Raw genomic sequence first — 22,181 nt, 5'->3', positions numbered from 1 at the left:
GATGCAAGTTGCATTTGAGCGGGCGGTCTTGCGCCTGTTCGCCCGGCTGGGGGTGCCCGGCACCTACCGGCTGGCCGATGGTCGCGAGATCGCCACGCGATTCATCGCCAAACAGGCCGATGTGGTCGAGTCCTTCGGCGACACCCGGTTGGCACTGGCCACCCACCGCTTCGATGTGATGGCTCGTGACGTTGCATCTCCCCGCGAGGGCGAGCGCTTCACTGTTGCCGGCCAGACCTACCAGGTGGTGGGTGAACCCCTGGCGGATCGGGACCGCTTGATCTGGACGCTGACTGGAGCACCGCTATGAAGCTCATAGCGGCACTTGCTGGCAATCTGGATCAGATGCTGGCCGATGAAGTGCGCATTGCTGAACAGGCGGTCACGCATTCCATCCGTGAAGCCACCGATGGCCTCAAGACCGAGTTGCGCAGCCAGGTCACCGGCGCGGGCCTCGGCCAGCGCTTGGCCAACACCTGGCGCGCTGAGGTCTATCCCAAAGGCAAACTGAGCATCAAGGCCGCAGGCCTGGTCTATAGCCGGGCGCCCGTCATCGTCGGCGCCCATGATCAGGGGGCCACCATCCGTTCCAAGGATGGGTTCTGGCTGGCGATCCCGCTGCCGGCTGCCGGCAAAGGCCCACGCGGCAAACGCATGACCCCCGGTCTTTGGGAAAAGATTCGCGGCCAGCGCCTGCGTTTCATCTACCGCCGGGGCAAACCGTCGCTGCTCGTCGCAGAAAACCAGCGTGCCCGCCAAGGCCAACGCGGCGGCTTCTCCGCTGCCTCACCAAAGGCCCAAGCCAGTGGCCGAGGGCTGGTCACGGTCCCGATGTTCCTGCTCGTCCCCCAAGTGACCCTGAAGAAGAAATTCGACATCGACCGCAGTGCGCGTCGTTGGATCAGCACGCTGGCCCAGCGCATTGCCAACCGCTTCGATGAAGCCGACCGCAAAGGGGCAGGGTCATGAGCCAAAGAGAGAACGCCATCGGTGCTTTGTTCGCGGTCCTCGGCCAGTTGTCACTGGGCACGATGGTCAAACGCAACGCCGCCTTGCCCGAGCGTATCGCGGACCACGCCATGACGATTCTGCGCGACGGCGAGATGGGCGAGCCCGAGGTATCGCTCTCGCCACTGACTTACCACTGGCAGCACCAGGTGGCCATCGAACTGTTTGTCGCAGACCCGGATGCCAGCACGCGCGACGCGCGCATGGACGGTCTGCTCACCGAGCTCGCCACCCTGATCGAAACCGACCGGACGCTCGCCGGTGTCGTCGAGTACGCCGAAATCGGTCAGCCGAAGTTCGATGAACTGGCCCCCGAAGGCACGAGCGGCATCAAAGCCTGCCTGCTGCCCGTGGTCTTGCACTACAGCAGTGCCGGACCGCTTTCCTGAAATCACATCTGAAATCACATCTGAAATCACATCTGAAATCACATCCACAAGGAGTTCTGTATGGCCCGTGCCTACGGCGCGAACGCCAGCCTCTTGGCCGCGTTCGAATCTACCTATGGCAGCACCCCGGTAGATGGCTACTGGCAGCTGCCCTTTGTCTCCACCTCACTCGGCTCCGAACAGGGGCTGATTGCCAATGACCTGATCGGCCTCGGGCGCGACCCGAGTGCGCCGATCCGCGATGTCATCAAGGTCGAGGGCGACATGGTCGTTCCGCTGGACGTGCGCCACATCGGCCTATGGCTCAAGGCCTTATTGGGCGAGCCCACCTCGGTGGGAACGGGCGTGGTGACCCACACCTTCACCTCCGGCAAGCCGAGCCTGCCCAGCCTCACCCTGGAAACGGGTCTGCCAGATATTCCGGCCTGGTTCGTCGCTTCCGGCGTCATGGTCAACAGCCTGCAGGTGGGCTTTGCCCGCTCGGGAGCCGCGAATGCCACGGTCGGTCTGGTGGCCCAAGGCGAGGTGCGGCGCACCGCTACGTTGGATGACACCCCGGCCATTCGCGAATTGCAGCGCTTCAACCAGTTTCAATGCCAAATCCTGCGAGAAGGCCAGGCGCTGGGAAACGTGGTTTCGGCGCAGCTGACCTATGCCAACAACCTAGAACGCATCGAGACCATCCGCTCCGACGGCAAGATCGACGGGGCCGATCCCACGGTGGCCAGCCTCACCGGCAACCTGGAGGTGCGCTTTGCCGACACCACGCTGATCGATGCCGCCACGAACAACACCCCGCTGGAATTGACCTTTGGCTACGCGATCGATGCCGATCACCGGCTGACCTTCATCGCCCATGAGGTCTATCTGCCCAAGCCCAAGCTCTCCATCCCAGGCCCCGGCGGCATCCAGGCCACCTTCGAATGGCAAGCCGCCAAGGCCACCAGCGTGGCGCGCATGTTCACCGTCGAACTGGTTAACGATGTTTCTTCTTACTGATATCCCGACCGAGGTTTCTCATGATCAAACTCAATCTCCCGCGTGAGCCGCACTGGATCACGCTGGCCGCCGGCGTGCGCCTGCAGGTGCGTCCCGCCACCACGGCGCTGGTCATGGCCGCGCGCCATGCCGCCTCCAAAGTCGCCGGCACCGATACCGCGGCGGCCGGTGAGCGCACCGCCACGCTCATCACCGAACTGGCCAAGCTGGCTGTGCTGGCCTGGGAGGGTGTGGCCGACGACAAGGGCAAACCCGCTGCCGTCACCCCCGAGGGTGTCGCTGCCCTGATGGAGCACTGGCTACTGGCCGATGCCTTCGAACGCGAATACCTCGCCGGCCTCTATGCGCTGGACTCCGAAAAAAACGCCTGAAGGCCCGCACCGCGTGGCACTTCGGTGGCGGGCCGAGCTATTGCAGCGCCTGCCCTGAATCATGTCCCGAGTGCCCCTACACCATGAACGCGCCCGAGAGCCTGGAAGGATGGCAAGCCGCCAGTGCGATTGACATCTGTGCCAGCCAGTTGCGCATGGCGCAGGGCCGCGTGGTGGGGCTCGATCTCAATGCCTGGATGCTGGCTTGCGAGTGCACGGGGCTCGATCGCGCGACGGCAATCGATCTCTTTCCAGCAGTCGAGGCGGGCCTGATGAGCACATTGCAACAAGACACATAGACCCACGATTCACCCGATATCGGATTTCTTCTTCCCATGGCCGAACGCAACCTCTCCATCCGCCTGTCCGTGGTCGACGGCGGCAAGGTCAAAGCCGAACTGTCCGAGATTGGTGAAAAGGGGGAGCGCTCGCTCAAAAAAATCGAGGCGGCGGCCACGCCAGCGTCTGGGGGCCTGAAACTGCTGTCCAGTGCCGCCAACGATGCCAAGTTCCAACTGCAGGCCGCCACCGACCGGCTCGGCGTGCTCGGATCGGTCCTGGGCAAACTCGGCCCCGCCGGTCTGATCGCCGGCGCCAGCATTGCCGCCTTGGGCGTGGGCATCACCGCCTTGGTCATGCCGGTGGCTCGGGTTGGTGATGAGTTCTTCAAGCTCTCGCAAAAGACCGGTGTCTCGGTTGAAGCGCTCACCGCGCTCGACTATGCGGCCAAGCTCTCGGATGTCAGCACCGAAGGACTGACCAAGGGGCTGCAGCGCCTGTCTGTCGCGTTGTTTGACAGTCGCTTCGAGGGCGCCGAAGGCAGCAAGGCCTTACAGGCGCTGGGGGTGGCGGCCACTGACGCCCATGGACAGATCCGGCCAACCGAGCAGGTCTTGCTGGATCTGGCCGAGAAGTTCGCCGATATGCCCGACGGCGCGGACAAGGCGGCCTTGGCCATCAAGCTCTTTGGCCGTGAGGGGCTCAACCTGATCCCCTTCCTCAACCAGGGGCGAGAGGGCATTACCGCGCTGATGGAAGAAGCGCAGCGCCTGGGCCTGGTGATGTCCGAAGACGTGGCGCGTGCGTCGGAAGTCTTCAACGACAACCTCACGCGCCTGTCGGCCATCTTCGAGGGCGTGCAGCGCCAGATCGGCGCGGCCGTCATTCCGGTGCTGGCCGACTTCACCGAGCAGGTGGTCCTGGCGCAAACCGAGACCGGCAGCTTCAGCAATGAGCTACAGCGCATCACGTCTAACCGGGAGGCCACGCTGGCGTTTCTGGAATCCGTCGCCTCGGGCCTGGCCTTCATCGCCGAGTCGGCAGTGCTCTTGAAGCGCGTGATCGCCCAGCCCTTTGACAGCCTGTCGGTGGTGGGCAAGGACATCGAGACCTGGTTCAGGACCGAACTGCTGACCTTCTACAAGAACTATGGGTTCGATGCACAGGCGATCGATGCCGAAATCGCCAAACTGCAAACGGCACGCGACGACTATGTGCGTGCCGCCAATGACCGGCTATTCAACATCAACCAGAACCCGGGCTATACCGATCGCGTGGCCCGCTTCTTCGACGAGCAGCGCCGCACGGTGCGCGTCATGGGCCAGCGCTTTGTGCTCGACACCGAAGCGCAGGCCCGGGAAGTTCAGGCCATCTACGACCGCTTCCTGCCGACCGTTCCCCGAGCGCCCCGGCCACCGGCTAATCTGGACTTCAGCGCCTTTGCCAGGCCGAACGCTTCCGCCAAGCCCGATGAGGGCGAAGCCTTCCTCAACCAGCTGCGCACCCGGCTCTTGCGCACCCAGGAAGGCGAAGCGGCCGAGCTGCGTGCGCGTGCCTTGCAGATCGAGGCCAAGGGCTACCAGGGGGTGGCGGCGCAAGCCGAGCAGTACATCCAGGTGCTCGAAGCCATTGAACGGCAGAAAGCCGCCAACCAGGCCTTCGATGCTTACGAAAAAGAAGAAGCGGCCGCCCGCAAGATCACCGAAGGGCTGATCGGCGGCAACCGTCAGCGCATTGAGGCCTTGCAGCTGCAGCGCGAGATGCTGGATCTGTCGGCGAGCGAACGTGCCGTCCTGCAAGCCCGCACCGAACTCGAAAAGTCTGCGACTGCCGCGCGCAAGGAAGCCAGCCAGATCCAGGACGCCGATCTGCGTGCCCAGACCATCGAGGCCATCAACGACGCCCTGGCGCGTCAGCTGCCCATTGTGGAGAGCCTGATTCGGGCCAACGCCGAGTACCAGCGCAGCACCGAGTTTGGTGCCAAGGCGGCCTTGCGTACCTATATCGAAGATGCGACGAATGCCGCCAAGCAGGCCGAACGCGCCGTGACCGGTGCGTTCAAGTCCATGGAAGACGCACTCACCCAGTTTGTGACGACCGGCAAGCTGGACTTCAACAGCCTGGCCAACTCCATCATCAGTGACCTGATCCGCATCCAGATCCAGCGTGCCATCACCTTGCCGTTGGCGAACTTTGCGATGAGCCTGTTTGCGCCGGCGGCCGGTGCGGCATTGCCTCTGGGCTCGGGTGACCTGATGGGCGTGAACGCCAATATCGCGCACAGCGGGGGGCTCTTGGGTGCCGATGGCCTGCCATCGCGTCAGGTGAGTGCCACCCTGTTCGCCGGTGCGCGCCGTTTCCACACCGGCGGCCTGGTGTCGGGTGAAGTGCCGATCATCGCCCGACAGGGGGAGGCCGTCTTTACGCCGGGGCAATTGCGGGCACTGGGTGGTGCAGGCGCCACCAAACCCCAGGTGAATGTGGAAGTGAATGTGATCAACCGCGCCAGTGGGGTTGAAACCCGCGTCGAGCAGCAACAGCAGCCCGATGGCAGCACGCGGCTCGATGTCATCGTAGAACAGATGGAAGCGCGCATGGCCCGGTCGATCTCGCAGGGTTCCGGCCTGGCGCCTACGCTGGAGCGTCGCTACGGACTCAATCCTGCAGCCGGAGCCATGCGATGAGGAGGTGTAGATGAACATCACCTGGCCCACAACGCTGCCGCTGCCCTCGGTCGAAGGCTATGGCCTCACGCCGCAAGAAGCCGTGCTGCGCACCGACATGGAATCGGGCCCGGCGCGCCAGCGACGTCGCTTTCGGCAAACGCCCACGCGCATCACCGTGCGCTGGCTGTTCAGCGAATTCGAGTTTGCCCTGTTCGAGGCTTGGTACAAGTACCACGCCGATGAGGGTGGGCAGTGGTTCGAAATCACCTTGCTCGGCGGCCTGGGCCTCTTGCCGCACGAAGCCCGTTTCACCCGCCAGTTCGAAGCCCAGCTGCGTTCGGCCCGGCGCTGGGACGTCAAGGGCGAGCTGGAAATCCGCGAGCGGCCGACGCTCGATGAAGGTGCGCTCAACCTGATGCTGGAGCTCTCCGCCGACGACCTCTTTGCCATGGGCAGCGAGCTGCACCAACTGGTGCACGTCACCTTGCCGGTTCGGTGGCCGGCCTAGCAACACCTGATTCATCCATTCATCGCATACACGGAACAACTTCTATGAGTCTGCAAACCGATTTGCATCAAGCGGTCGCGCAGGTCACGGCCGACAGTGCCTTGTTGCACACCATCGTGCACGGCACCGCCGCGCAGACCGTGACCACCCAGGGTGGTGCGGTCGCCACCGTGGCCAAGCTGCTGGCGGACGCCGATGCCCGCATCAACCTGGCCGCCGACGGCCTGCTGGCCCAGAGCCAGGCCGCCGCGCAAGACGCGCTCACCTCGGCCGAACTCGCCGCCAGCGAAGCCGACCGTGCCCAAGCCTCGGCCGACCAAGGCGTGGCGGACACCACTGCCGTGCTCAACCAGGTGCAGTCCAGCGGCAACCAGATCCTGGTGGACGCTGAAGCCGTGCTGCAGCAGGTCATCGCCCGACTGCTCGCAGTGGGACTGCCGGACTCCTTGATTGGCGCACGCGGGATGCTGCTGAAGGTCAAGGTCGATGAATCCGGCTACGAGCTGGTCCACACCGCGGCTTTGCCTCGCTTCTATGGGTTCGCGCTTTCCAGCGACGGATCGGAGTTGCTGCTGACCGAGGGGCGGGATGCCAACTTCAATGCGCAAGACTTCCTGGCCTGGACCCTGGCCGAAGGGGTGACCTTTGCCCTCCATCAAAACGCCCTGGAGGTGCAACTGTGAACCTGGATATATCGGCGCTGGGCTACCGCTGGCGTGGCCTCTACTCGCCTTACCTGGGCTATCGCGATGGGGATGTGGTCTTCAAGGAAGGCGGTGCCTGGGTGATCCGCCACGGTCAGCCACAGCCCTTTGCGCTGGGCCAGCAGGATGCAACGCTCAAAGGCCACTTGCTCACCGGCGGGGTGTCGGTGGGTGGCATCGGCAGCATGGTGCTCCACGCGAATGGCGCCAATGGGGTGGACGGTGTGGAATTCCGCTTCATGGCCGATCGCAACGGCACGGTGGCCACGGCGCTGATGAACACCGACCGCGCGGCGGCCGACTACCACAGCGCCAACTTCTTCATGGCCGCGCTCATGAACGACGGCTCGGTGCGTGCCTGGGGACGGGCGCTTGCTGGCCAGCAGGGGACGGGTAGCACCGGCGACATTGGCCGCACATTCCCGGCGCGGGTGGCCTTTCCACCTGGCACGCCCCGCATCACGTCCATCACCTGCATGTGGGACGAGACCTTCTTCATCGATGCCAGTGGCGGCTTGTGGCACGCCGGGGCCAACAGCGACGGGGGCTCGCCCACGGCCACCGCCAATCCGGTGCCTCGACGCGTCAATGGGGTGGGCCAGTTGCCAGCCGCTGCCGTGGTCAAGCGGGTCTTCACCGGTCACGACTGGTACGGCTATCGCATGTTCGCTTGCCTGGATGACGCCGGCCGCGTCTATGTCTGGGGCAACAACCGCTATGGCAGCCTCGGGCTGGGGCACAGCACCACCGTCCCCACGCCCACGCTCGTGCCCTTCACGCTCGACACCCCGATCCGCGAGGTCTTTCTGTCGGGCGGCTTTCATGCCGCGAGCTACCTGGTGGACACCCGGGGCCGGTTGTGGGTGGCCGGTGAAGCCAACGCCTGTGGCTTTGGCAGCGACCAATTCACCCACCGCCTGCTCATGCCTTGGGGCAGCGACAAGCGCGTCAAAAAAGTCTTCTGCTCCGAGTCCGACGGGCATTGGGTGGCGGGCGCCCAGTACTACCGCGCCTACGGCGTGGTGCTCGAAGACGGATCGCTCTACCGCTGGGGCCATGACAGCGGTCAGATCGGGGGCAGCTGGGGCACGGGTTTCACCGGCGATATCTGGACCGGACACGCGCTGTTTCCGTACAAGGTGCTCGACGGCGTGACCGACGCCTACGCCATCTCCGGCGGTTATGGCAGGACGCTTGCGCTCATGCAAGACGGCACGGTGCGCCACACCGGGTACAACGGCTACAGCATCGGCGGCGGCAGTGACCGCACCACCTGGGCCACCATCGGTGGCGACTTCCTCACCCAAGTCACCAAGCTGCGCCTGTACGGCAGCAGCTACGGGTCGTCGGCCATGGCGCTCCGATCTGACGGCAAGGCCGTGGGCTGGGGCATGGGGGCGGCCGGGCAGTGCGGCCACGGGTATGCCGACACCTCCAACGCCCCCTCCCGCTTCGTGCTCATCGACCGGCCCATCGTCGACTTCTCCCGCTCCGGGGCGATGGGCTGCGGCGAGGGTGGCGAGTACCACAACGGCGCCTACCACTTCCTCACGGTCGATGGTCAGGTGATGAGCACTGGCAACGGCAGCCATGCACAAACGGGCGATGACGACAGCGACCATCGCTTCGCGCCGTCGCCCATCCTGTTCTGAATCCCACCGATTTCAATCTCCACTCTTCAAGGACTGTTCATGGGAACCGTTTCTCTGGGCAAGATTGCCTTTACCTGGCGCGGCGCGTATGACGCCAGCGCCACCTATGCCCGCCAGGACGTGGTCGGCCACCACGGCGATAGCTTTGTGTGTCTCGCGGACGTCACCACGGGCGTGGCGCCGCATGCCAATTCCCCGGCATGGGATCTTTTTGCACAAGGCACGCAAGGGGTCTCGAGCCTGCCGGGGGAAGTTATCTACTTCGATGGCAACCAGCTGGTCGCCTTGCCCGTGGGTCAATCCGGTCAGGTGCTCACCATCGGCGCGCAGGGTGTGCCGGTCTGGGCGACACCCGACGTGCGTTCCGGAACCAAGGCGCTGAAATTGCCAGAAAACGCCAGTAACACGCAACCCAACAGCTACCGCCAGTTCGGCCTCATCATGACCGATGGCAGCATTCGCGCCTGGGGGCGCAACGTCAACTTCAAGCTGGGGGACGGCACCACTTTCGCGCGCTCCTACCCGGCACGCACGGCGTTTCCGCCGGGCTTCCCAGGGGCAGACAAGCTCTATTACAGCCACGACACCAATGGCTACTGCATCGACAAGAACGGTCAGCTCTGGGGCTGGGGGTTCAATGGCTATGGCCAGCTCGGTACCGGCAACACGGCCAACCAACCGGTGCCGTACAACATGAGCGCCAATGCCAGTAACTCGATCGCCGGCAAAACCGTGGTGCAGCTGGCACAAAACTGCGGCGTCGAGGGATTCAACAGCACCCTGGTGCTGTGCAGCGATGGCACCGTGCACGCCTGCGGCTACAACGCCCATGGCCAGCTGGGCTTGGGTGATGTGACCCAGCGCAACAACTTCGTGCAGTTGCCGGTGCTCTCAGGCATCACCCAGATCGCTGCCGGGCGTGAGCGCTATACGGCTTACTACGCCGTCAAAAACGACGGCACCCTGTACTCGTGGGGTTACAACGCCAACGGCCAGTTGGGCGACGGCACCACCAACCAGGCCAACGTCGCCATGCCGCGTGCTGGTGGCAGCCTCGCCGGTAAAAACCTCGTCAAGGTCTTTGGCGGCTACGTCCATGCTTTTGCGCTGGACAGCACCGGCGCATTACACGCCTGGGGCACCAACGACTACGGGCAACTGGGCAACGGCAACCTCGCCAATCAGTTCACCCCGGTGCAGGTGGCGACCAATGTGGCTGATGTCTACGCCGGCAGCTACGACTACCCGCTGACCTTTCTCAAGAAAGCCGACAAAACCCTGTGGGCCTGTGGCGCGGGTGCGTACTGGGGCAATGCCAACGGCAGCAACAGCGGCAACTTCGTGCAAGTGCCGGTGGGCAATACCGTGGTGAAAGCCGTGCACGGTGGCACCGGTTCCTACAACTATGGTGCTGCCTTACTGGAAAACGGCACGGTCTACGCCTGGGGCTACAACGGCAACGGGGCACTCGGACTGGGCGACGCCACCAACCGCAGCAGTGTGGAACTGGTGCGCATTGCGCAGCGCCGTGTGGTTGATCTCTCGTCCTATGGGTCGAGCTCCGAGCAGGGCCTGGTGTTTCTGCTCGACGACGGTCAGGTGCTGGCCAGCGGCTATGCCGGGGAGGCGCAGTTGCCCGAAGACGACAGCGAAACCAGCTATGTGCCTTACCCCGTCATTCTGTAGGAGGTGCCATGCCGAATACCGCTTTGTCTGAGGCTATCAAGGAGGCCTACGCCAGCGCCCCTTCTGAACAGATCATCCTTCACACACTGGAGTTGCGCCATCCCGCCTTCGTCGATGAGGCGGGTCAGCCAGTCGCCATTCGCGTGGTGCGCGACACCAGTGATCTGTGGGCCCGGCTGGAATTGCAAGCGCCGCTGCAAGCTGGAGAGCATGTCCAGTTCGTGGCCATGGGGTTTGAGCTGGATCTGCCGCCAGTGGACACCCTACCGGTGCCGGAAATCACCGTGACGCTCGACAACGTCTCGCGCGAAATCGTGCGCCACCTGGATGCGGCCGCCGAATCGCAGTCGGTGATCGAGGTGACTTACCGGCCTTACCTCTCGACCGACCTGGAAGGCCCGCAGATGGACCCACCCATCCACCTCGTGCTCACAGAAGTCGAAGCTGACATCTTTCGGGTGACAGGCCGTGCGCGCATGCTGGATGTGGGCAACAAGGCATTTCCGGGTATCAGCTACACCGCCAAGACCTTCCCGGGCTTGACCCGATGAGCCCGACACCCCATTGGGCGGCCGATCTCATCGGTCGGCCCTGGCACGCCGGTGCACGTGGCCCGAACGCGTTCGATTGCTGGGGCCTGTTCCTCGCCATCCAGCGCGAGCACTTTGGCCGAGACCTGTCCGAAATCCCGGTGGACGCCAACGACCTGCGCACCGTGATGACCACCTTCCGCGACCATCCCGAGCGACAGCGCTGGGTGGCTGTGGCGCAACCCGCCGAAGGCGATGCTGTGCTGCTGCGCCAGTCCCGCCACCCGGTGCATGTGGGTGTGTGGCTGGCGGTCGACGGCGGTGGCGTGCTTCACGCGGTCAAGGACGCCGGTGTCGTGTTCCAGAAGCCCCCCGAACTCCTGCTGCACGGCTGGCGGGTCGAGGGCTATTACCGATTTGTGGAGAGCACGTGATTCACGCCGAGCAAAGTGCCGTCGTCCTGCTGCACAACCCCTTCCAGCCCAGCCAGCGCGAAGTGATGGTGGCCCACCCGAGCCAGACCATCCGTCAGTGGCTGGGCAACCAGGGTATTGCCGAATTCGACCAACCCACTGTCTGCATCAAGAATGGCACCCCCGTCCTGCGTGCCGATTGGGCGGTCACACCCATCGATGGCGTGGTGCTCTTCATCACCCTGCCGCAGGGCGGGGGAGGTGGTGGCGGTGGCAAGAACCCGCTGCGCACGGTTCTGATGATCGCGGTGATGGTGGTCGCGACCGTCTATGGCGGCCCCTTGGGGGCGAGCTTGGGCTTTAGCGGCAACCTGGCCACAGCGGTCGGGTCGGCCATCATCATGACGGCGGGCTCTGCACTGGTCAGTGCCTTGGTGCCGCTGCCCACGCCCAACATGCCGTCGTTTGCCGGGGCGGGCGGGAGTCTGGCGCAACCATCGCCCACCTACAGCCTCCAAGGTCAGGGCAACTATGCGCGACTGGCCCAACCGATTCCGGTGATCTATGGACGACATTTGGTCTATCCGGATTTGGCTGCCACGCCGTATGGCGAATACCAGAGTAACGAGCAGTACTTGCACCAGTTGCACTGTATCGGCTTGGGTGAGTACGACATCGAGCAGATCCGCATCGAGGACACACCTATTGCCTCGTTCGAGGAGGTCATTTACCAGATCGTCCCGCCGGGCAGCGCGGTCACGCTCTTCAACCCGGATGTGGTGACCGCGCCCGAGGTCGCCGGGCAGGAACTGGTGGCTGGCATCTGGACCGGGGGCTTTGCGATCAACCCAGCCGACAGCGAAGTCACGCACATCGGCATTGACATCCTGTTGCCGCGCGGACTGTACTTCGCCAACGACGCCGGTGGTCTGGACAGCCGCAGTGCGAGCTGGAAAGTGGAAGCAAGGGCTATCGATGCCGAGGGCGAGCCGCTGAACGACTGGTTCACGCTGGGCAGTGAGAGCCTGACCGCTGCCACCACCACGCCACAGCGGCGTACGTACCTTTATCCCGTCGCTGCGGGGCGATACGAGGTGCGGGCCACGCGGCTCGATGGGAAAGACGGCAACTCCCGCGCCGGGCACGAAGTGCGCTGGGGTGAGGCCCGGGGCTATCTGGCCGGCGGCGTCACTTTCTCTGACAACGTGACATTGCTCGCCATCCGCATGCGCGCCACCGACAACCTGTCGCAGCGCTCCAGTCGGCTCATCAACTGCATCGTCACGCGCAAGCTGCCGGTCTGGTCGGTGGACTCTGGCTGGTCTGCTCTTTTACCCACCCGCTCGATCGCCTGGGCCTTTGCCGACATCCTGCGCGCGAGCTACGGCGCCAAACTGCCGGATGCCCGGATCGATCTGGCTGCCTTGGCACAACTCGATCAAGTTTGGGCCGATCGGGGTGACCAGTTCGATGGCGTGTTCGATCAGCAGGTCACGGTCTGGGAGGCCCTGACACGGGTCGCCCGGTGTGGTCGGGCAGTGCCCTTTCTGCAAGGCGGCATCATGCGTCTGGCACGGGACGAAGCCCGGCTCTTGCCCGTGGCGCTCTTCAGTCCGCGCAACATCGTCAAGAACAGCCTCAAGATCCAGTATGTGATGCCGGGCGAAGAGACGGCGGACGCGGTGACGGTGGAGTTCTTCAGCAGTCGCACCTGGAAGCCCGATGAAGTGACGGTGAGCCTGCCGGGCTCCAGCAGCGCCAATCCGGCCAAGCTGCGGCTCTTTGGTTGCACCACCGAAGCCCACGCCATGCGCGAGGGGCTGTATCTGGCGGCGGCCAACCGGTATCGCCGTCGCATCGTCACCTTGCGCACCGAACTCGAAGGGCTGATCCCCACCTACGGTGATTTGATCGCCATTGCCCATGACATGCCCAGTTGGGGCACGGGCGGCGAAATCGTTGCCTGGGATGCCGACACCCACACCGCCACGCTGTCCGAGCCCGTCCAGTTCACGGATGGCCAGCCGCACATACCGCACACACCGTACGTCATGGCCCTGCGCCGTCGCGATGGCGGGGTCAGTGGCCCGCATACCGTGACACCGGGCAGCGATGCGCAGCAGGTGATCTTCGCCGAGCCGCCCGACATCCCGATCGAGACCGGCCTGTCGGCCGAGCGCACCCATTTCGCCTTTGGCATTGCCGAGCAATGGAGTCTGCTGGCCCGGGTGATCGCCGTGCGTCCGCGTGGCGAGCAGGTCGAAATCACGTGCGTGGCCGAGCACCCGGCAGTCCATACCGCCGACCAGATCTGAGAGGAAAACCCATGAACGAACCCCACCTGATGGATGGCATGGTGGTCATGCCCCATGATGAATTCGAAAGCTTGCTGGAACGCGCTGCCGAGCGTGGGGCGCGCCACGCCTTGTACGACGTGGGGCTCGATGGGCCGGATGCCGCGCGCGACATCCGCGAGCTGCGCAGCCTGCTCGACGCCTTCAACGAGGCCAAGAAAACCGCCGGTCTCACGCTCGTCAAGATGCTGGTAACCGGTCTGGTGCTGGCGCTGCTGGCCGGCACCATCGTCAAAATCAAACTGTTCGGAGGCCCCCAGTGAGCCCGATCTTCACCACCCTGGCCCCCGGCCTATTCGAAGCCGGTTCCAAATTGATCGACCGCCTGATTCCCGACCCGGCGCAGCGCGAGCAAGCCAAGCTTGCCTTGTTCCAGGCCGAGGGGCAACAAGCCCTGCAGGAAATGCAGGTCAGCCTCTCGGCCATCCTGGCCGAAGCCAACTCGGCCGATCCGTGGACCAGTCGGGCACGCCCGACCTTCCTTTACGTGATCTACGGCGTGATCCTGTTGTCGGTGATCGGCAGCATCATCGGCATCTGGTGGCCCGCCGAGGTGTTTCAGGCCGCCGAAAACCTCTCCAAGCTGCTCAACGCGGTGCCCGAGAGCTTGTGGTGGCTCTTCGGTGCCGGCTACCTTGGCTACACCGGCGCGCGCAGTTTCGACAAATGGCGCGGTGTGTCCAGGTAGGCTACGCCAGCGGCTGCAGCAAACGCAACAACAGTAAACCATAGACCCCGTCTTCATTGGCTTCCCATACTGGGCGGCTGGTGAAGGCGGGGTCTTTTGTCGTTTGTGCGAACCAGCTAGCGCCTACCAGTAAACATTGTCGATAAGCAATGGGGAGGTTATACTTGTCATAATAATTTCGAAGCAATGGCAGGGTGTTTGCGGTCTTGTAGGGAGGCTGCGATGTACCCCCCCCCCCCCCCCGAAGTCGGGCGCCTCAGATGGATGTCTGGGCGTTGCGAGCTGGGGTTTTCACAGGTGGAGGCGGGTTGATGAATCAACTCAATCAGATAGGCATTGGCGTTGTATCGAACTAGAGCCCTGCCGGCGAACGCCTAGCACTGCGCCTCATGCGAGGCTTGGGTGCCGCTGATTCCGCCGGTGTTCCACCATGAAAGGATATTCGCTGTTCCTAGCTGCACTCGCTGCAGATGAAGGGCAGTTGCTGAAGCTGGGGATCAAACGCATCGTCTTCATCGGCCTGCAGGTCGCCGAGACCCAGGATGACCTGGCGCGACTGAACCTGCTACGCTCCCAGTTCGAAGTGGAAGAATTCACTTCGCTGAACCGCAGCGCAGCTATGGACAAGCTACGCAGCTATGCAAACAAAAGCTTCTGCGTGATGCCTTATCTTGGGGACAACCATCCATACGCGCTGCTTGACGTCACTTTCGCCGGCGTGTTGCCACTGATGTTGCGCGCCGGCGGTGTGGGCGAGCTGTTCGCCGCACCGTTCGACCGTGTCCTGCTCGCAGACCCGAACGAAACCTCGCTACTGGCCAGCATGCGAGCCCTGGCCAAGCTGTCCGTTGAAGAACGGCACCGCTTGCGCGTGAACTTCCTGGACAGCATGATGGCTACGCAAATGGCCGTCAATGAAGCAGTCCGTGTATTTGGCGAAACCAGATCTGAGATGCAGCCCCACCCGCCGGTCGGCAAGGCTACTGTCATCGTTCCGGTGTTCAACACTGACCTGCACCTCATCAGCGATCTGGTGTTTGGCCTGAACAACCAGAGCATGCCGCCAGTCGAAGTGATCTTTATCGACGATGCTTCGCAGCGGGGCTACGCGCCCCAGCTCGAAGAGCTGCTGCAGCGCGAACTGCGCCTGCCGTACCGCGTCATCAGCCATTCCGAGAACAAGGGCTTGGCTGGTGCGCGCAATACCGGCCTCAATGCAGCGAACACTGAGTACGTGATCAATGTTGACTCGGACGATATTCCGCTGAACGACTTCGTCCGGAATATCGTTCGCCGTCTGGATGCAGAGCCGCGCTGTGCCGCAGCGGTCCCTTACCTAAAAGCGTTTGATGAGGAGGCCGATTTCAATAAACAGGTATTCGGTGGCTATGTCTATCGACCGCTGGGCGATGGCGTGATCGCTTCCCAGCTCGACAACAACCTCGGCCACGCCAACTCGGGTTACCGCACCGGTGTAGTTCGCGAACTTGGGGGGTGGGATGAAAGCGAGAAATCGATGTGGGAAGATTGGGCGCTGTTCCTCAAGCTGGTCTCTTCGGGGTACCGCATCGGCATCATTCCCCAGGTTGACTGTCTGTACCGCGTACGCAAGCAATCGATGTTGCGCACTTACAAGGTCTGGCCGGCCATGCGTCGCTTAGCTCGTAATATGGGTGGGCTTCCGCGTTACGAGAATTTTCGTCTGCAGGCAGTGATGAGACATACGCTCGAAGCTGGAAGGGCAAAGGATGCAGAGGTTGACCGACTTCGTGCAGAAGCGCAGGTGATGGGTTCGGAAATCGTCCGCATTTGTGCGGAACATTCCGTGCTGACGGCACAACTGAATCGGCGTTCGGTTCGAGCAGTGCGCAGTATTGTTGTGCGTATGGCGCGTTTCCCGCGTGTGTTCGGTGCAGTACGCGGTTTGGGCCTGGTAGCATGGAAGTTCGCGCGACGCATCCGTAATCTGACGGTATCCAAATAAGGCAAGGCAACGTGGATACTGTCCCCAAAGTTACCGTGCTGATTCCGACTAAGAATGGCGGAGCGATCTTCGCAAAGGTGCTGGAGCACGTGGTCGCCCAGCATACGCCATGGCCTTTCGAGGTGCTGGTCATTGACTCTGGCTCCAGCGATAACACGATCGACATCTGCCGGCGCTATCCGGAAGTGCGCCTGCATACCATCCCGTCAAATGAATTCGGCCACGGGCGAACACGCAACCTCGGCGTCAGCATGGCTCGCAGCGAATTTGTCGCGCTGATCACGCAGGACGCGCTGCCATTGAACGAACACTGGCTGGCGGCGATGGTGGCGGCGATCGAGCCCGATCCCGCAATTGCGGGCGTGTTTGGTCGGCACATCGCCTATCCCGATGCCAATCCATTTACCACCCATGAACTGGAGCTGCATTTTGCCGGCTTCGACGCATGGCAAGTGGTACAGATGGACGACCCCGAGCGCTACACCCGGGACCAGGGCTACCGCCAGGTGCTGCATTTTTTCTCCGACAATAATGCAGTGATCCGCCGCAGTGTGTGGGAAAAGCTGCCTTACCCCGACGTCGACTTCGCCGAAGACCAGATCTGGGCGCAGAAGATCATCGAGGCTGGCTACAAGAAAGCCTATGCCCGCGATGCCGTGGTGGTACATAGCCATAACTACGAGCTGTTCGAGCGGCTGCAGCGCAGCTTCGACGAGGCCTATGCCTTCCGCCGCTTGTTCGGCTATGTGCTGTGCCCAAGCCCGTGGGCCTTGGTATCCTCCTGGGCCGCGCTGACCCGTCGCGACCTGGCTTATGCCCGTCGCAGCCGACTGCTGGGGACACAGACCAAGGCAGTACTGATGGCCCCGTTTGACAATTTCATGCGCTTGGCCGGCCACTACCTTGGAGCCCGCGGCGACCGTTTGCCGGGAAGACTGCGCCAACGCTTATCGCGCGACAAACGACTGATGCTGGGGCTGGGCGCTGCTGGCGGGAAGGCTGAAAAATAATGACATCCAACTCCAAGCTTCACACGCTGCTACGCCGCTCCCGCACCGCGCTGCACTACGGTCGCAAAAATGGCGTCGGTGCTCTTGTGGCGCTGACCCTGCAGAAGCTGCGCGGCAACGGCGGTGGACTGCTGGCGAAAGCACGCGTCATCGAGCACTACGGCTTCGTCCACAATCATCCGGTCGGCTCGCCCATTACGCCTGGCAGCGCGCCGCGCAACACCATTAATTGGGTGGTTCCGCCATTTGGTTATGGCTCGGGCGGTCATCTCAATATTTTCCGTTTTGTCCAGTTCCTGGAGAAGGATGGCTTCGACTGCCGCATCGTGGTGGTGGGTGAGCCGCAGCCGCTCTCAACTAAGCAGGCGCGCAAGCAGATCAATGACTGGTTCTTTCCCCTCAGGGGCGAGGTCTACCTCGGTATCGACTCGGCGCCACCAGCCCACATCACCATCGCCACCAGCTGGACGACCGCGTATTACGTTCGCGCCTTCCAGTCAACGGTTCACCGTTGCTATTTCGTTCAAGATTTCGAGCCGTACTTCTACGCTGCCGGCGCCGAATATGCGTGGGCAGAGGAAACCTACCGCTTCGGCTTCTTCGGCATCACAGCTGGCACATGGCTGAAGGAAAAGCTGGCGGCCGAATATGGCATGCGCTCCGAGGCTTTTGGCTTTTCCTTCGACCGCAACTTGTATGCCCCGCGCGCGCGCAAGGAACCGCAAACCCGACACATCTTCTTCTATGCCCGGCCGCCGACCCAGCGCCGTGCGTTCGAAATGGGGATGCTGGTGCTGGATGAAGTGGCACGCCGCCTGCCGGGTGTGAAGGTCGTCTTTGCCGGCTGGGATATTTCCAGCTACCACATTCCGTTTGCGCACCAGAATGCCGGCACCCTTAGCCTAGACGAATTGCCCGACCTGTACAGCCAGTGCGACTTGGCGCTGGTACTGTCGTTCACCAACCTGTCGCTGCTGCCGCTGGAGCTGATGGCCTGCGGTACGCCGGTGGTGAGCAACAGGGCCCCCTGTACTGAATGGCTGCTGAACGACAATAACGCCCGTCTCGCTGCCCCCACTGTTGAGGCGCTAGCCGACGCTGTCTGCACCGTACTGGAAAACCCGGAGGAGGCTTCCCGTCTGCGCCGAGGTGGCTTCGCCACCGCCGCTACTACCGACTGGCGAACTGAGGCCCGTAAAGTGGGCGACATCCTGAGCCGCCTGGACTCGCAAGAGGACGTGATATGACCAACGTCACCGTCAATCTGTCGCGCCTGCGCTGCGCAGTGCTCGGCGCAGGCGGTTTTATCGGTACCAACCTGTGCCGTGCCTTGGTAGGACGGGTCGACTCCCTGCGCGCCTTTGGCCGCCGCCAATCGTTCCCTGAGGCAATGCGCGGCTGTGACTGGATGCCGGGCGACTTCGCCGATTCCACCTGCCTGCCGGCGGCTGTCGCCGGCTGCGATGTGGTCTTCCATCTGGTGAACGCCACCACGCCGGCTAGTGCCAACGTCGACAAGGTCGCCGACCTCAAAGCTAACGTCGCCAGCACCCTGCACCTGCTCGACGCTTGCCGCGAGACCGGTGTGCGACGGGTAGTGTTCGTGTCCTCCGGAGGCACTATCTACGGTATCCCTGACCAGGTGCCAACGCCAGAGACGGCGCCCACCAACCCGATCACCGGCTATGGCATCAGCAAGCTGGCAATCGAGAAGTACCTCGGGCTTTACGAGCACCTTTACGGGCTGGAATATCGCGTGCTGCGGGTCGCAAACCCCTTCGGCCCCTACCAGACGGCATTGAAGAATCAGGGCGTTATCGCCGCATTCGTCCGCCGTGCGCTCGCCGGTAAGCCCATCGAAGTATGGGGCGACGGTAGCGTCACCCGCGACTACGTCTACATTGACGATGTGGTCGAAGCGCTGATGTTGGCTGCAACCCATGACGGGTCTGGCCGCATCTTCAACATTGGCAGTGGAGAAGGGCGCAGTCTCAACGACATCGTCGCTTCGATTAGTAAACTGCTTGCAGTGGAGATACCAGTGGATCGCCGCCCTGGTCGCCCAGTTGACGTGCCAGTGAGCATTCTCGACACCACGCTCGCCGCTAAAGACTTGAACTGGCGGCCACGCACCGTCTTCGAAGAAGGGCTAGGCTCTACTATTTCATGGATGAAATCAATAGAGATGACGTAAAGATGGTGAAACCGCGTGACTCCGCGGGCATCCGCAGCAACCCACAGGCGTTATTGAGGAAAGTTCGACAGAGCGCTATACTCCACCACCAAAATTCAGCGCCCAACTGTTCTCGGTTGGGCGTTTTCATTTGTGCTTCCCGCATGCCACGCGGGGTTCCCGCACATTCTGCGTGTGCGACCGGGGTCCTGTGGTCTGGCAGGAACATCCCCAGTTGCGCTCCGTTCCGCCCTCTCTTCTCTCGAAATCGGCGCTAACTTCTTCGCCGTGGCACACGCACATGGCCTTTTGCGACCATGATTTGTGCGCGTGCCATTGCCATTCGTTGTCGGGCTTGCTTGGAGCAGCAGTCCGTCACGCCAACACTGCCGCCGCGCAAGGCATGGAATACAAGCCTGCGCGTTGCTGCGTGACGACGAGTGCTCCGTAGGCCGCCAGTCGAGCCTCGTGCTCCGGCTTGCCCTTGTCCTTCGACTTGATCTTGAACAGGTCAATCGGCTTGTCGCTCTTCTGGCCAGCGCGCTGCATGATCCTTTCTCCGTCCACCTCGACTCCCTTGAACGACCACAGCGACTCGAAGACCTTAGCCTGACCATCGGTGAACCGGATCGGCGTGGCCTGCACGTCCGGCAGCGTCGCCCACCTGAAGTCCGCTGAGAATGGCCCGTTCACAGGTGCGGCCGGATCGGCCACTGCTGGCGCTGCAGACGGTGCCGAAGGGATGAACGAGATCCCGCCGCCATAGAACGTGAATCGTTCTTCCAGCGCCAGCCATTCCACTCCTGAGCCGAATGGCGATCCACGAGTCGTGCGCGGCCTGGGAGTGATGACTCGGATGTTGCTACCCGCAACTCGGACACGATCCAGCAAGGTCGGCTCATGCAGCACTCTCGTCAGATCTCGGGCCAGCACGACCGGAGATCGGCGGGCGTTACCGAGCCGCCAAGCACCGTCGCCCAAATCATCTACGTCGTCGCGACTCTCGATGTCGAGCGCGAGGCGCATTTTCTGCCGCAGCCAGTCTTCATCCAGGGCCAATGCCGCACCATCGATTGCCTCGACCGGCACCTGGCCACACTCCGGGCAACGGCAGATCCGACCGCCCCGGCCGTCACTCCAGACCTGCGCCCGATGCTGCTGGCAGTGGGGGCAGAGCACAAAAGACTGATCCAGCACTGCTGGCCTGACCGTTTTGCCGAGCACAGACAAAGCAGATACCTCGCGTGGCGACAGCGTGGCACGCAGTACCGGCGTGCCACCCGCGAACAGACGGCAAACCAAGGCCCAGGCATCGTGCGTCGCCATTGATCAGTCCTCGTAGGCCGATGATGAACTGACTGCGTCGGTCTCTGGCGGCAATTCCTGGGCACTGAGGGTCTGGCCCTTCTGCAAGATGCCCACCGCGACAAGGTAACCCTCCAGTTGCGCCTGCATCTTGGCGTCGAACTTGTGCAGGTTCAGCCGCCCTTTGCTGGTCACTTCGATGGTGACCACCTTGGGGCGAGTCCTGCCCGGCTCGGGCGGGTAATAGAGATTGACCTGTGCCGCTGTCACCGCCCACTGACCCTCCAGCGGGCCTGGGAGTTTCTCCTTCAGCAAATCGTGCACCGAGCGTTGCTGGCTGGACTGCATCGCCGTGCATTCGATCTTCAGCGCCGTGTCGGGGCTGAGCAGGGTGAGTGCCTTGAGCTGCACCATCGAAAAACCGTCCTCAAAGACCTCCGGCACATCGAACCCGGTGCGCAGCATCGACAGATCCAGAGTCGGCGACTTGATCTTGTGAGCGCTTGCTTTCACGCCCAGCACATGCTCCGCGAAGGCCTCGACCAGCATTTGCTGATACTTTGCCCCGCCGCGCACCAGCGTGCGCACGACACCGGTGGACTTGGCGTACTCCAGCACCATGTGAATGTTGGGGTTGCCGACCCGGCGCTTCAGGGTCGCTCCCTCAAACTCCAGGCGCAGCATCGCCATGTCCTTGACATGGACCGACAACAGGAACACCCCCGGACTGCGCTCGACCAAGTGCGCCACGCTGCCGTCTCCGCATTGCAGTTCGCGCTTGTAGAAAGCCGAGATGGCATGACGCAACGCTGTCAGATTGGCATCCGACCCGTTCGGTTGGCGTTTCAAGCCAAGGTCGTATTGCTGCGTCTGCTGCCCATGCTGTTCCCAAAAGCTGAAGTCACAGGCGCGCTCGAACAGCGCCGGGTGGTGGACGTAGAGCCAGAAGGAACGGTGGACGTCACTTGCACACAGCGCCAAGCCCGCCAGCGCAGCACCATCGGCCACGGCCGCCTCAAACATCGCCTGCTTGCCTGCCGCATCGCCCAACTGAACGCTGGCCATGAGGTTGGCTGTCATCCGGTCGCGGGCAGCAATGTCGGGCCAGACCTTAACCGCTTCGACCAGAAACTGGCTGGTCTCAGGTGTGTCATCCCAGGCAAAGCCATGGGGCACCGGCAGGCTGTGGGTGGTCAGGAAGTCGCGCAACGTGGCATCCACCGGCAGCTCGAGCATCACGTCGACAAAGGTCTTCTTCATCTTGATCGTCCTTTCTGGATCGGCGTCGAAGGTCTGCGACCGATGTACGGACTGCACTGGCCAGCGACTGGATTACTGAACACGCACCTCGCACAAGTAAAGTAGCGAGATACAAGCGCGATTCTGAACCTCAGATTTCCGCTTGTCAATCAAATCGGCACATCTAGACCTCGTTTGTATCTCGCGGCTATACTGGCGGTCT

22 protein-coding genes are annotated in these 22,181 nt (G+C 62.8%); 20 read left to right on the top strand and 2 right to left on the bottom strand.

Features of this window, described 5'->3' with window-relative positions; genetic code table 11:
• The first annotated feature begins 1 nt into the window (after position 1).
• The 20 genes from F7R19_RS16665 (at position 2) to F7R19_RS16570 (ending at position 19,435) form a co-directional block, all read left to right on the top strand.
• Positions 2–310, top strand: coding sequence for a head-tail joining protein (locus F7R19_RS16665; protein WP_150981299.1), 309 nt, complete (start codon positions 2–4; stop codon positions 308–310).
• Positions 307–969, top strand: a complete 663-nt coding sequence (locus F7R19_RS16660; RefSeq protein ID WP_150981298.1) for a DUF6441 family protein — start codon at positions 307–309, stop codon at positions 967–969. The genes F7R19_RS16665 and F7R19_RS16660 overlap by 4 nt, the downstream gene beginning before the upstream one ends.
• The gene (locus tag F7R19_RS16655) at positions 966–1,397 is read left to right on the top strand and encodes an acyl-CoA transferase (RefSeq protein ID WP_150981297.1); all 432 of its coding nucleotides are present in this window, start codon (positions 966–968) and stop codon (positions 1,395–1,397) included. Before F7R19_RS16660 ends, F7R19_RS16655 begins: the two co-directional genes overlap by 4 nt.
• Before the next feature lie 60 nt (positions 1,398–1,457).
• Positions 1,458–2,396, top strand: coding sequence for a phage tail tube protein (locus F7R19_RS16650; RefSeq protein WP_150981296.1), 939 nt, complete (start codon positions 1,458–1,460; stop codon positions 2,394–2,396).
• Between the two features lie 20 nt (positions 2,397–2,416).
• Positions 2,417–2,767 carry a hypothetical protein gene (locus F7R19_RS16645; RefSeq protein ID WP_102776297.1) on the top strand — a complete coding sequence of 117 codons (351 nt, stop codon included), beginning with the start codon at positions 2,417–2,419 and terminating at the stop codon, positions 2,765–2,767.
• A gap of 83 nt (positions 2,768–2,850) precedes the next feature.
• Positions 2,851–3,066, top strand: coding sequence for a hypothetical protein (locus F7R19_RS16640; RefSeq protein WP_011886378.1), 216 nt, complete (start codon positions 2,851–2,853; stop codon positions 3,064–3,066).
• 36 nt (positions 3,067–3,102) lie between these two features.
• On the top strand, positions 3,103–5,730 hold the full coding sequence (locus tag F7R19_RS16635; RefSeq protein WP_150981295.1) for a phage tail tape measure C-terminal domain-containing protein: 2,628 nt from the start codon (positions 3,103–3,105) through the stop codon (positions 5,728–5,730).
• Between the two features lie 10 nt (positions 5,731–5,740).
• Positions 5,741–6,220 carry a hypothetical protein gene (locus F7R19_RS16630; RefSeq protein WP_150981294.1) on the top strand — a complete coding sequence of 160 codons (480 nt, stop codon included), beginning with the start codon at positions 5,741–5,743 and terminating at the stop codon, positions 6,218–6,220.
• 44 nt (positions 6,221–6,264) lie between these two features.
• Entirely contained in the window at positions 6,265–6,903 is a 639-nt protein-coding gene (locus F7R19_RS16625) for a hypothetical protein (protein WP_150981293.1), read from the top strand.
• The gene (locus tag F7R19_RS16620; RefSeq protein WP_150981292.1) at positions 6,900–8,576 is read left to right on the top strand and encodes an RCC1 domain-containing protein; all 1,677 of its coding nucleotides are present in this window, start codon (positions 6,900–6,902) and stop codon (positions 8,574–8,576) included. Before F7R19_RS16625 ends, F7R19_RS16620 begins: the two co-directional genes overlap by 4 nt.
• Positions 8,577–8,615: 39 nt before the next feature.
• Entirely contained in the window at positions 8,616–10,262 is a 1,647-nt protein-coding gene (locus F7R19_RS16615) for an RCC1 domain-containing protein (RefSeq protein ID WP_150981291.1), read from the top strand.
• 8 nt (positions 10,263–10,270) lie between these two features.
• A complete protein-coding gene (locus F7R19_RS16610; RefSeq protein WP_150981290.1) occupies positions 10,271–10,813 on the top strand; it encodes a DUF1833 family protein in 543 nt (180 codons plus the stop codon).
• Positions 10,810–11,226 carry an NlpC/P60 family protein gene (locus F7R19_RS16605; protein ID WP_150981289.1) on the top strand — a complete coding sequence of 139 codons (417 nt, stop codon included), beginning with the start codon at positions 10,810–10,812 and terminating at the stop codon, positions 11,224–11,226. Before F7R19_RS16610 ends, F7R19_RS16605 begins: the two co-directional genes overlap by 4 nt.
• A complete protein-coding gene (locus tag F7R19_RS16600) occupies positions 11,223–13,520 on the top strand; it encodes a phage tail protein (protein ID WP_211922744.1) in 2,298 nt (765 codons plus the stop codon). Before F7R19_RS16605 ends, F7R19_RS16600 begins: the two co-directional genes overlap by 4 nt.
• 11 nt (positions 13,521–13,531) lie before the next feature.
• Positions 13,532–13,822, top strand: coding sequence for a DUF6127 family protein (locus F7R19_RS16595; protein WP_150981288.1), 291 nt, complete (start codon positions 13,532–13,534; stop codon positions 13,820–13,822).
• A complete protein-coding gene (locus F7R19_RS16590; protein WP_150981287.1) occupies positions 13,819–14,247 on the top strand; it encodes a holin family protein in 429 nt (142 codons plus the stop codon). Before F7R19_RS16595 ends, F7R19_RS16590 begins: the two co-directional genes overlap by 4 nt.
• Positions 14,248–14,677: 430 nt before the next feature.
• Positions 14,678–16,231: a glycosyltransferase family 2 protein gene (locus tag F7R19_RS16585; protein WP_150981286.1), complete on the top strand. Its 1,554-nt coding sequence runs from the start codon at positions 14,678–14,680 to the stop codon at positions 16,229–16,231.
• An 11-nt stretch (positions 16,232–16,242) separates the two neighbouring features.
• A complete protein-coding gene (locus F7R19_RS16580) occupies positions 16,243–17,241 on the top strand; it encodes a glycosyltransferase family 2 protein (protein ID WP_150981285.1) in 999 nt (332 codons plus the stop codon).
• A complete protein-coding gene (locus F7R19_RS16575) occupies positions 17,241–18,488 on the top strand; it encodes a glycosyltransferase family 4 protein (protein ID WP_150981284.1) in 1,248 nt (415 codons plus the stop codon). The genes F7R19_RS16580 and F7R19_RS16575 overlap by 1 nt, the downstream gene beginning before the upstream one ends.
• Positions 18,485–19,435 carry an NAD-dependent epimerase/dehydratase family protein gene (locus tag F7R19_RS16570; protein WP_150981283.1) on the top strand — a complete coding sequence of 317 codons (951 nt, stop codon included), beginning with the start codon at positions 18,485–18,487 and terminating at the stop codon, positions 19,433–19,435. The genes F7R19_RS16575 and F7R19_RS16570 overlap by 4 nt, the downstream gene beginning before the upstream one ends.
• A 354-nt stretch (positions 19,436–19,789) precedes the next feature.
• Here the strand turns inward: F7R19_RS16570 and F7R19_RS16565 are convergent, their stop codons facing one another.
• Positions 19,790–20,740 (bottom strand): hypothetical protein, encoded by a 951-nt coding sequence (locus F7R19_RS16565; RefSeq protein WP_150981282.1) that lies wholly within the window; start codon positions 20,738–20,740, stop codon positions 19,790–19,792.
• Positions 20,741–20,743: 3 nt separating this feature from the next.
• Entirely contained in the window at positions 20,744–21,979 is a 1,236-nt protein-coding gene (locus F7R19_RS16560; RefSeq protein WP_150981281.1) for a hypothetical protein, read from the bottom strand.
• Positions 21,980–22,181: the final 202 nt, after the last annotated feature.

The organism is Cupriavidus pauculus (genome assembly GCF_008801835.1).
Classification (GTDB): domain Bacteria; phylum Pseudomonadota; class Gammaproteobacteria; order Burkholderiales; family Burkholderiaceae; genus Cupriavidus; species Cupriavidus pauculus.
The sequence above is the reverse complement of the archived record's forward strand: the minus strand, read 5'-3'. Positions and strand labels throughout refer to the sequence as shown.

Excerpts from the sequence above, each read along its gene's own strand:
- F7R19_RS16625 (WP_150981293.1), top strand. The coding sequence starts at position 6,265 with ATGAGTCTGCAAACCGATTTGCATCAAGCGGTCGCGCAGGTCACGGCC.
- F7R19_RS16575 (WP_150981284.1), top strand. The coding sequence starts at position 17,241 with ATGACATCCAACTCCAAGCTTCACACGCTGCTACGCCGCTCCCGCACC.
- F7R19_RS16610 (WP_150981290.1), top strand. The coding sequence starts at position 10,271 with ATGCCGAATACCGCTTTGTCTGAGGCTATCAAGGAGGCCTACGCCAGC.
- F7R19_RS16565 (WP_150981282.1), bottom strand. The coding sequence starts at position 20,740 with ATGGCGACGCACGATGCCTGGGCCTTGGTTTGCCGTCTGTTCGCGGGT.
- F7R19_RS16660 (WP_150981298.1), top strand. The coding sequence starts at position 307 with ATGAAGCTCATAGCGGCACTTGCTGGCAATCTGGATCAGATGCTGGCC.
- F7R19_RS16645 (WP_102776297.1), top strand. The coding sequence starts at position 2,417 with ATGATCAAACTCAATCTCCCGCGTGAGCCGCACTGGATCACGCTGGCC.
- F7R19_RS16595 (WP_150981288.1), top strand. The coding sequence starts at position 13,532 with ATGAACGAACCCCACCTGATGGATGGCATGGTGGTCATGCCCCATGAT.
- F7R19_RS16585 (WP_150981286.1), top strand. The coding sequence starts at position 14,678 with ATGAAAGGATATTCGCTGTTCCTAGCTGCACTCGCTGCAGATGAAGGG.
- F7R19_RS16630 (WP_150981294.1), top strand. The coding sequence starts at position 5,741 with ATGAACATCACCTGGCCCACAACGCTGCCGCTGCCCTCGGTCGAAGGC.
- F7R19_RS16655 (WP_150981297.1), top strand. The coding sequence starts at position 966 with ATGAGCCAAAGAGAGAACGCCATCGGTGCTTTGTTCGCGGTCCTCGGC.
- F7R19_RS16635 (WP_150981295.1), top strand. The coding sequence starts at position 3,103 with ATGGCCGAACGCAACCTCTCCATCCGCCTGTCCGTGGTCGACGGCGGC.
- F7R19_RS16605 (WP_150981289.1), top strand. The coding sequence starts at position 10,810 with ATGAGCCCGACACCCCATTGGGCGGCCGATCTCATCGGTCGGCCCTGG.
- F7R19_RS16560 (WP_150981281.1), bottom strand. The coding sequence starts at position 21,979 with ATGAAGAAGACCTTTGTCGACGTGATGCTCGAGCTGCCGGTGGATGCC.
- F7R19_RS16650 (WP_150981296.1), top strand. The coding sequence starts at position 1,458 with ATGGCCCGTGCCTACGGCGCGAACGCCAGCCTCTTGGCCGCGTTCGAA.
- F7R19_RS16615 (WP_150981291.1), top strand. The coding sequence starts at position 8,616 with ATGGGAACCGTTTCTCTGGGCAAGATTGCCTTTACCTGGCGCGGCGCG.
- F7R19_RS16665 (WP_150981299.1), top strand. The coding sequence starts at position 2 with ATGCAAGTTGCATTTGAGCGGGCGGTCTTGCGCCTGTTCGCCCGGCTG.
- F7R19_RS16640 (WP_011886378.1), top strand. The coding sequence starts at position 2,851 with ATGAACGCGCCCGAGAGCCTGGAAGGATGGCAAGCCGCCAGTGCGATT.
- F7R19_RS16570 (WP_150981283.1), top strand. The coding sequence starts at position 18,485 with ATGACCAACGTCACCGTCAATCTGTCGCGCCTGCGCTGCGCAGTGCTC.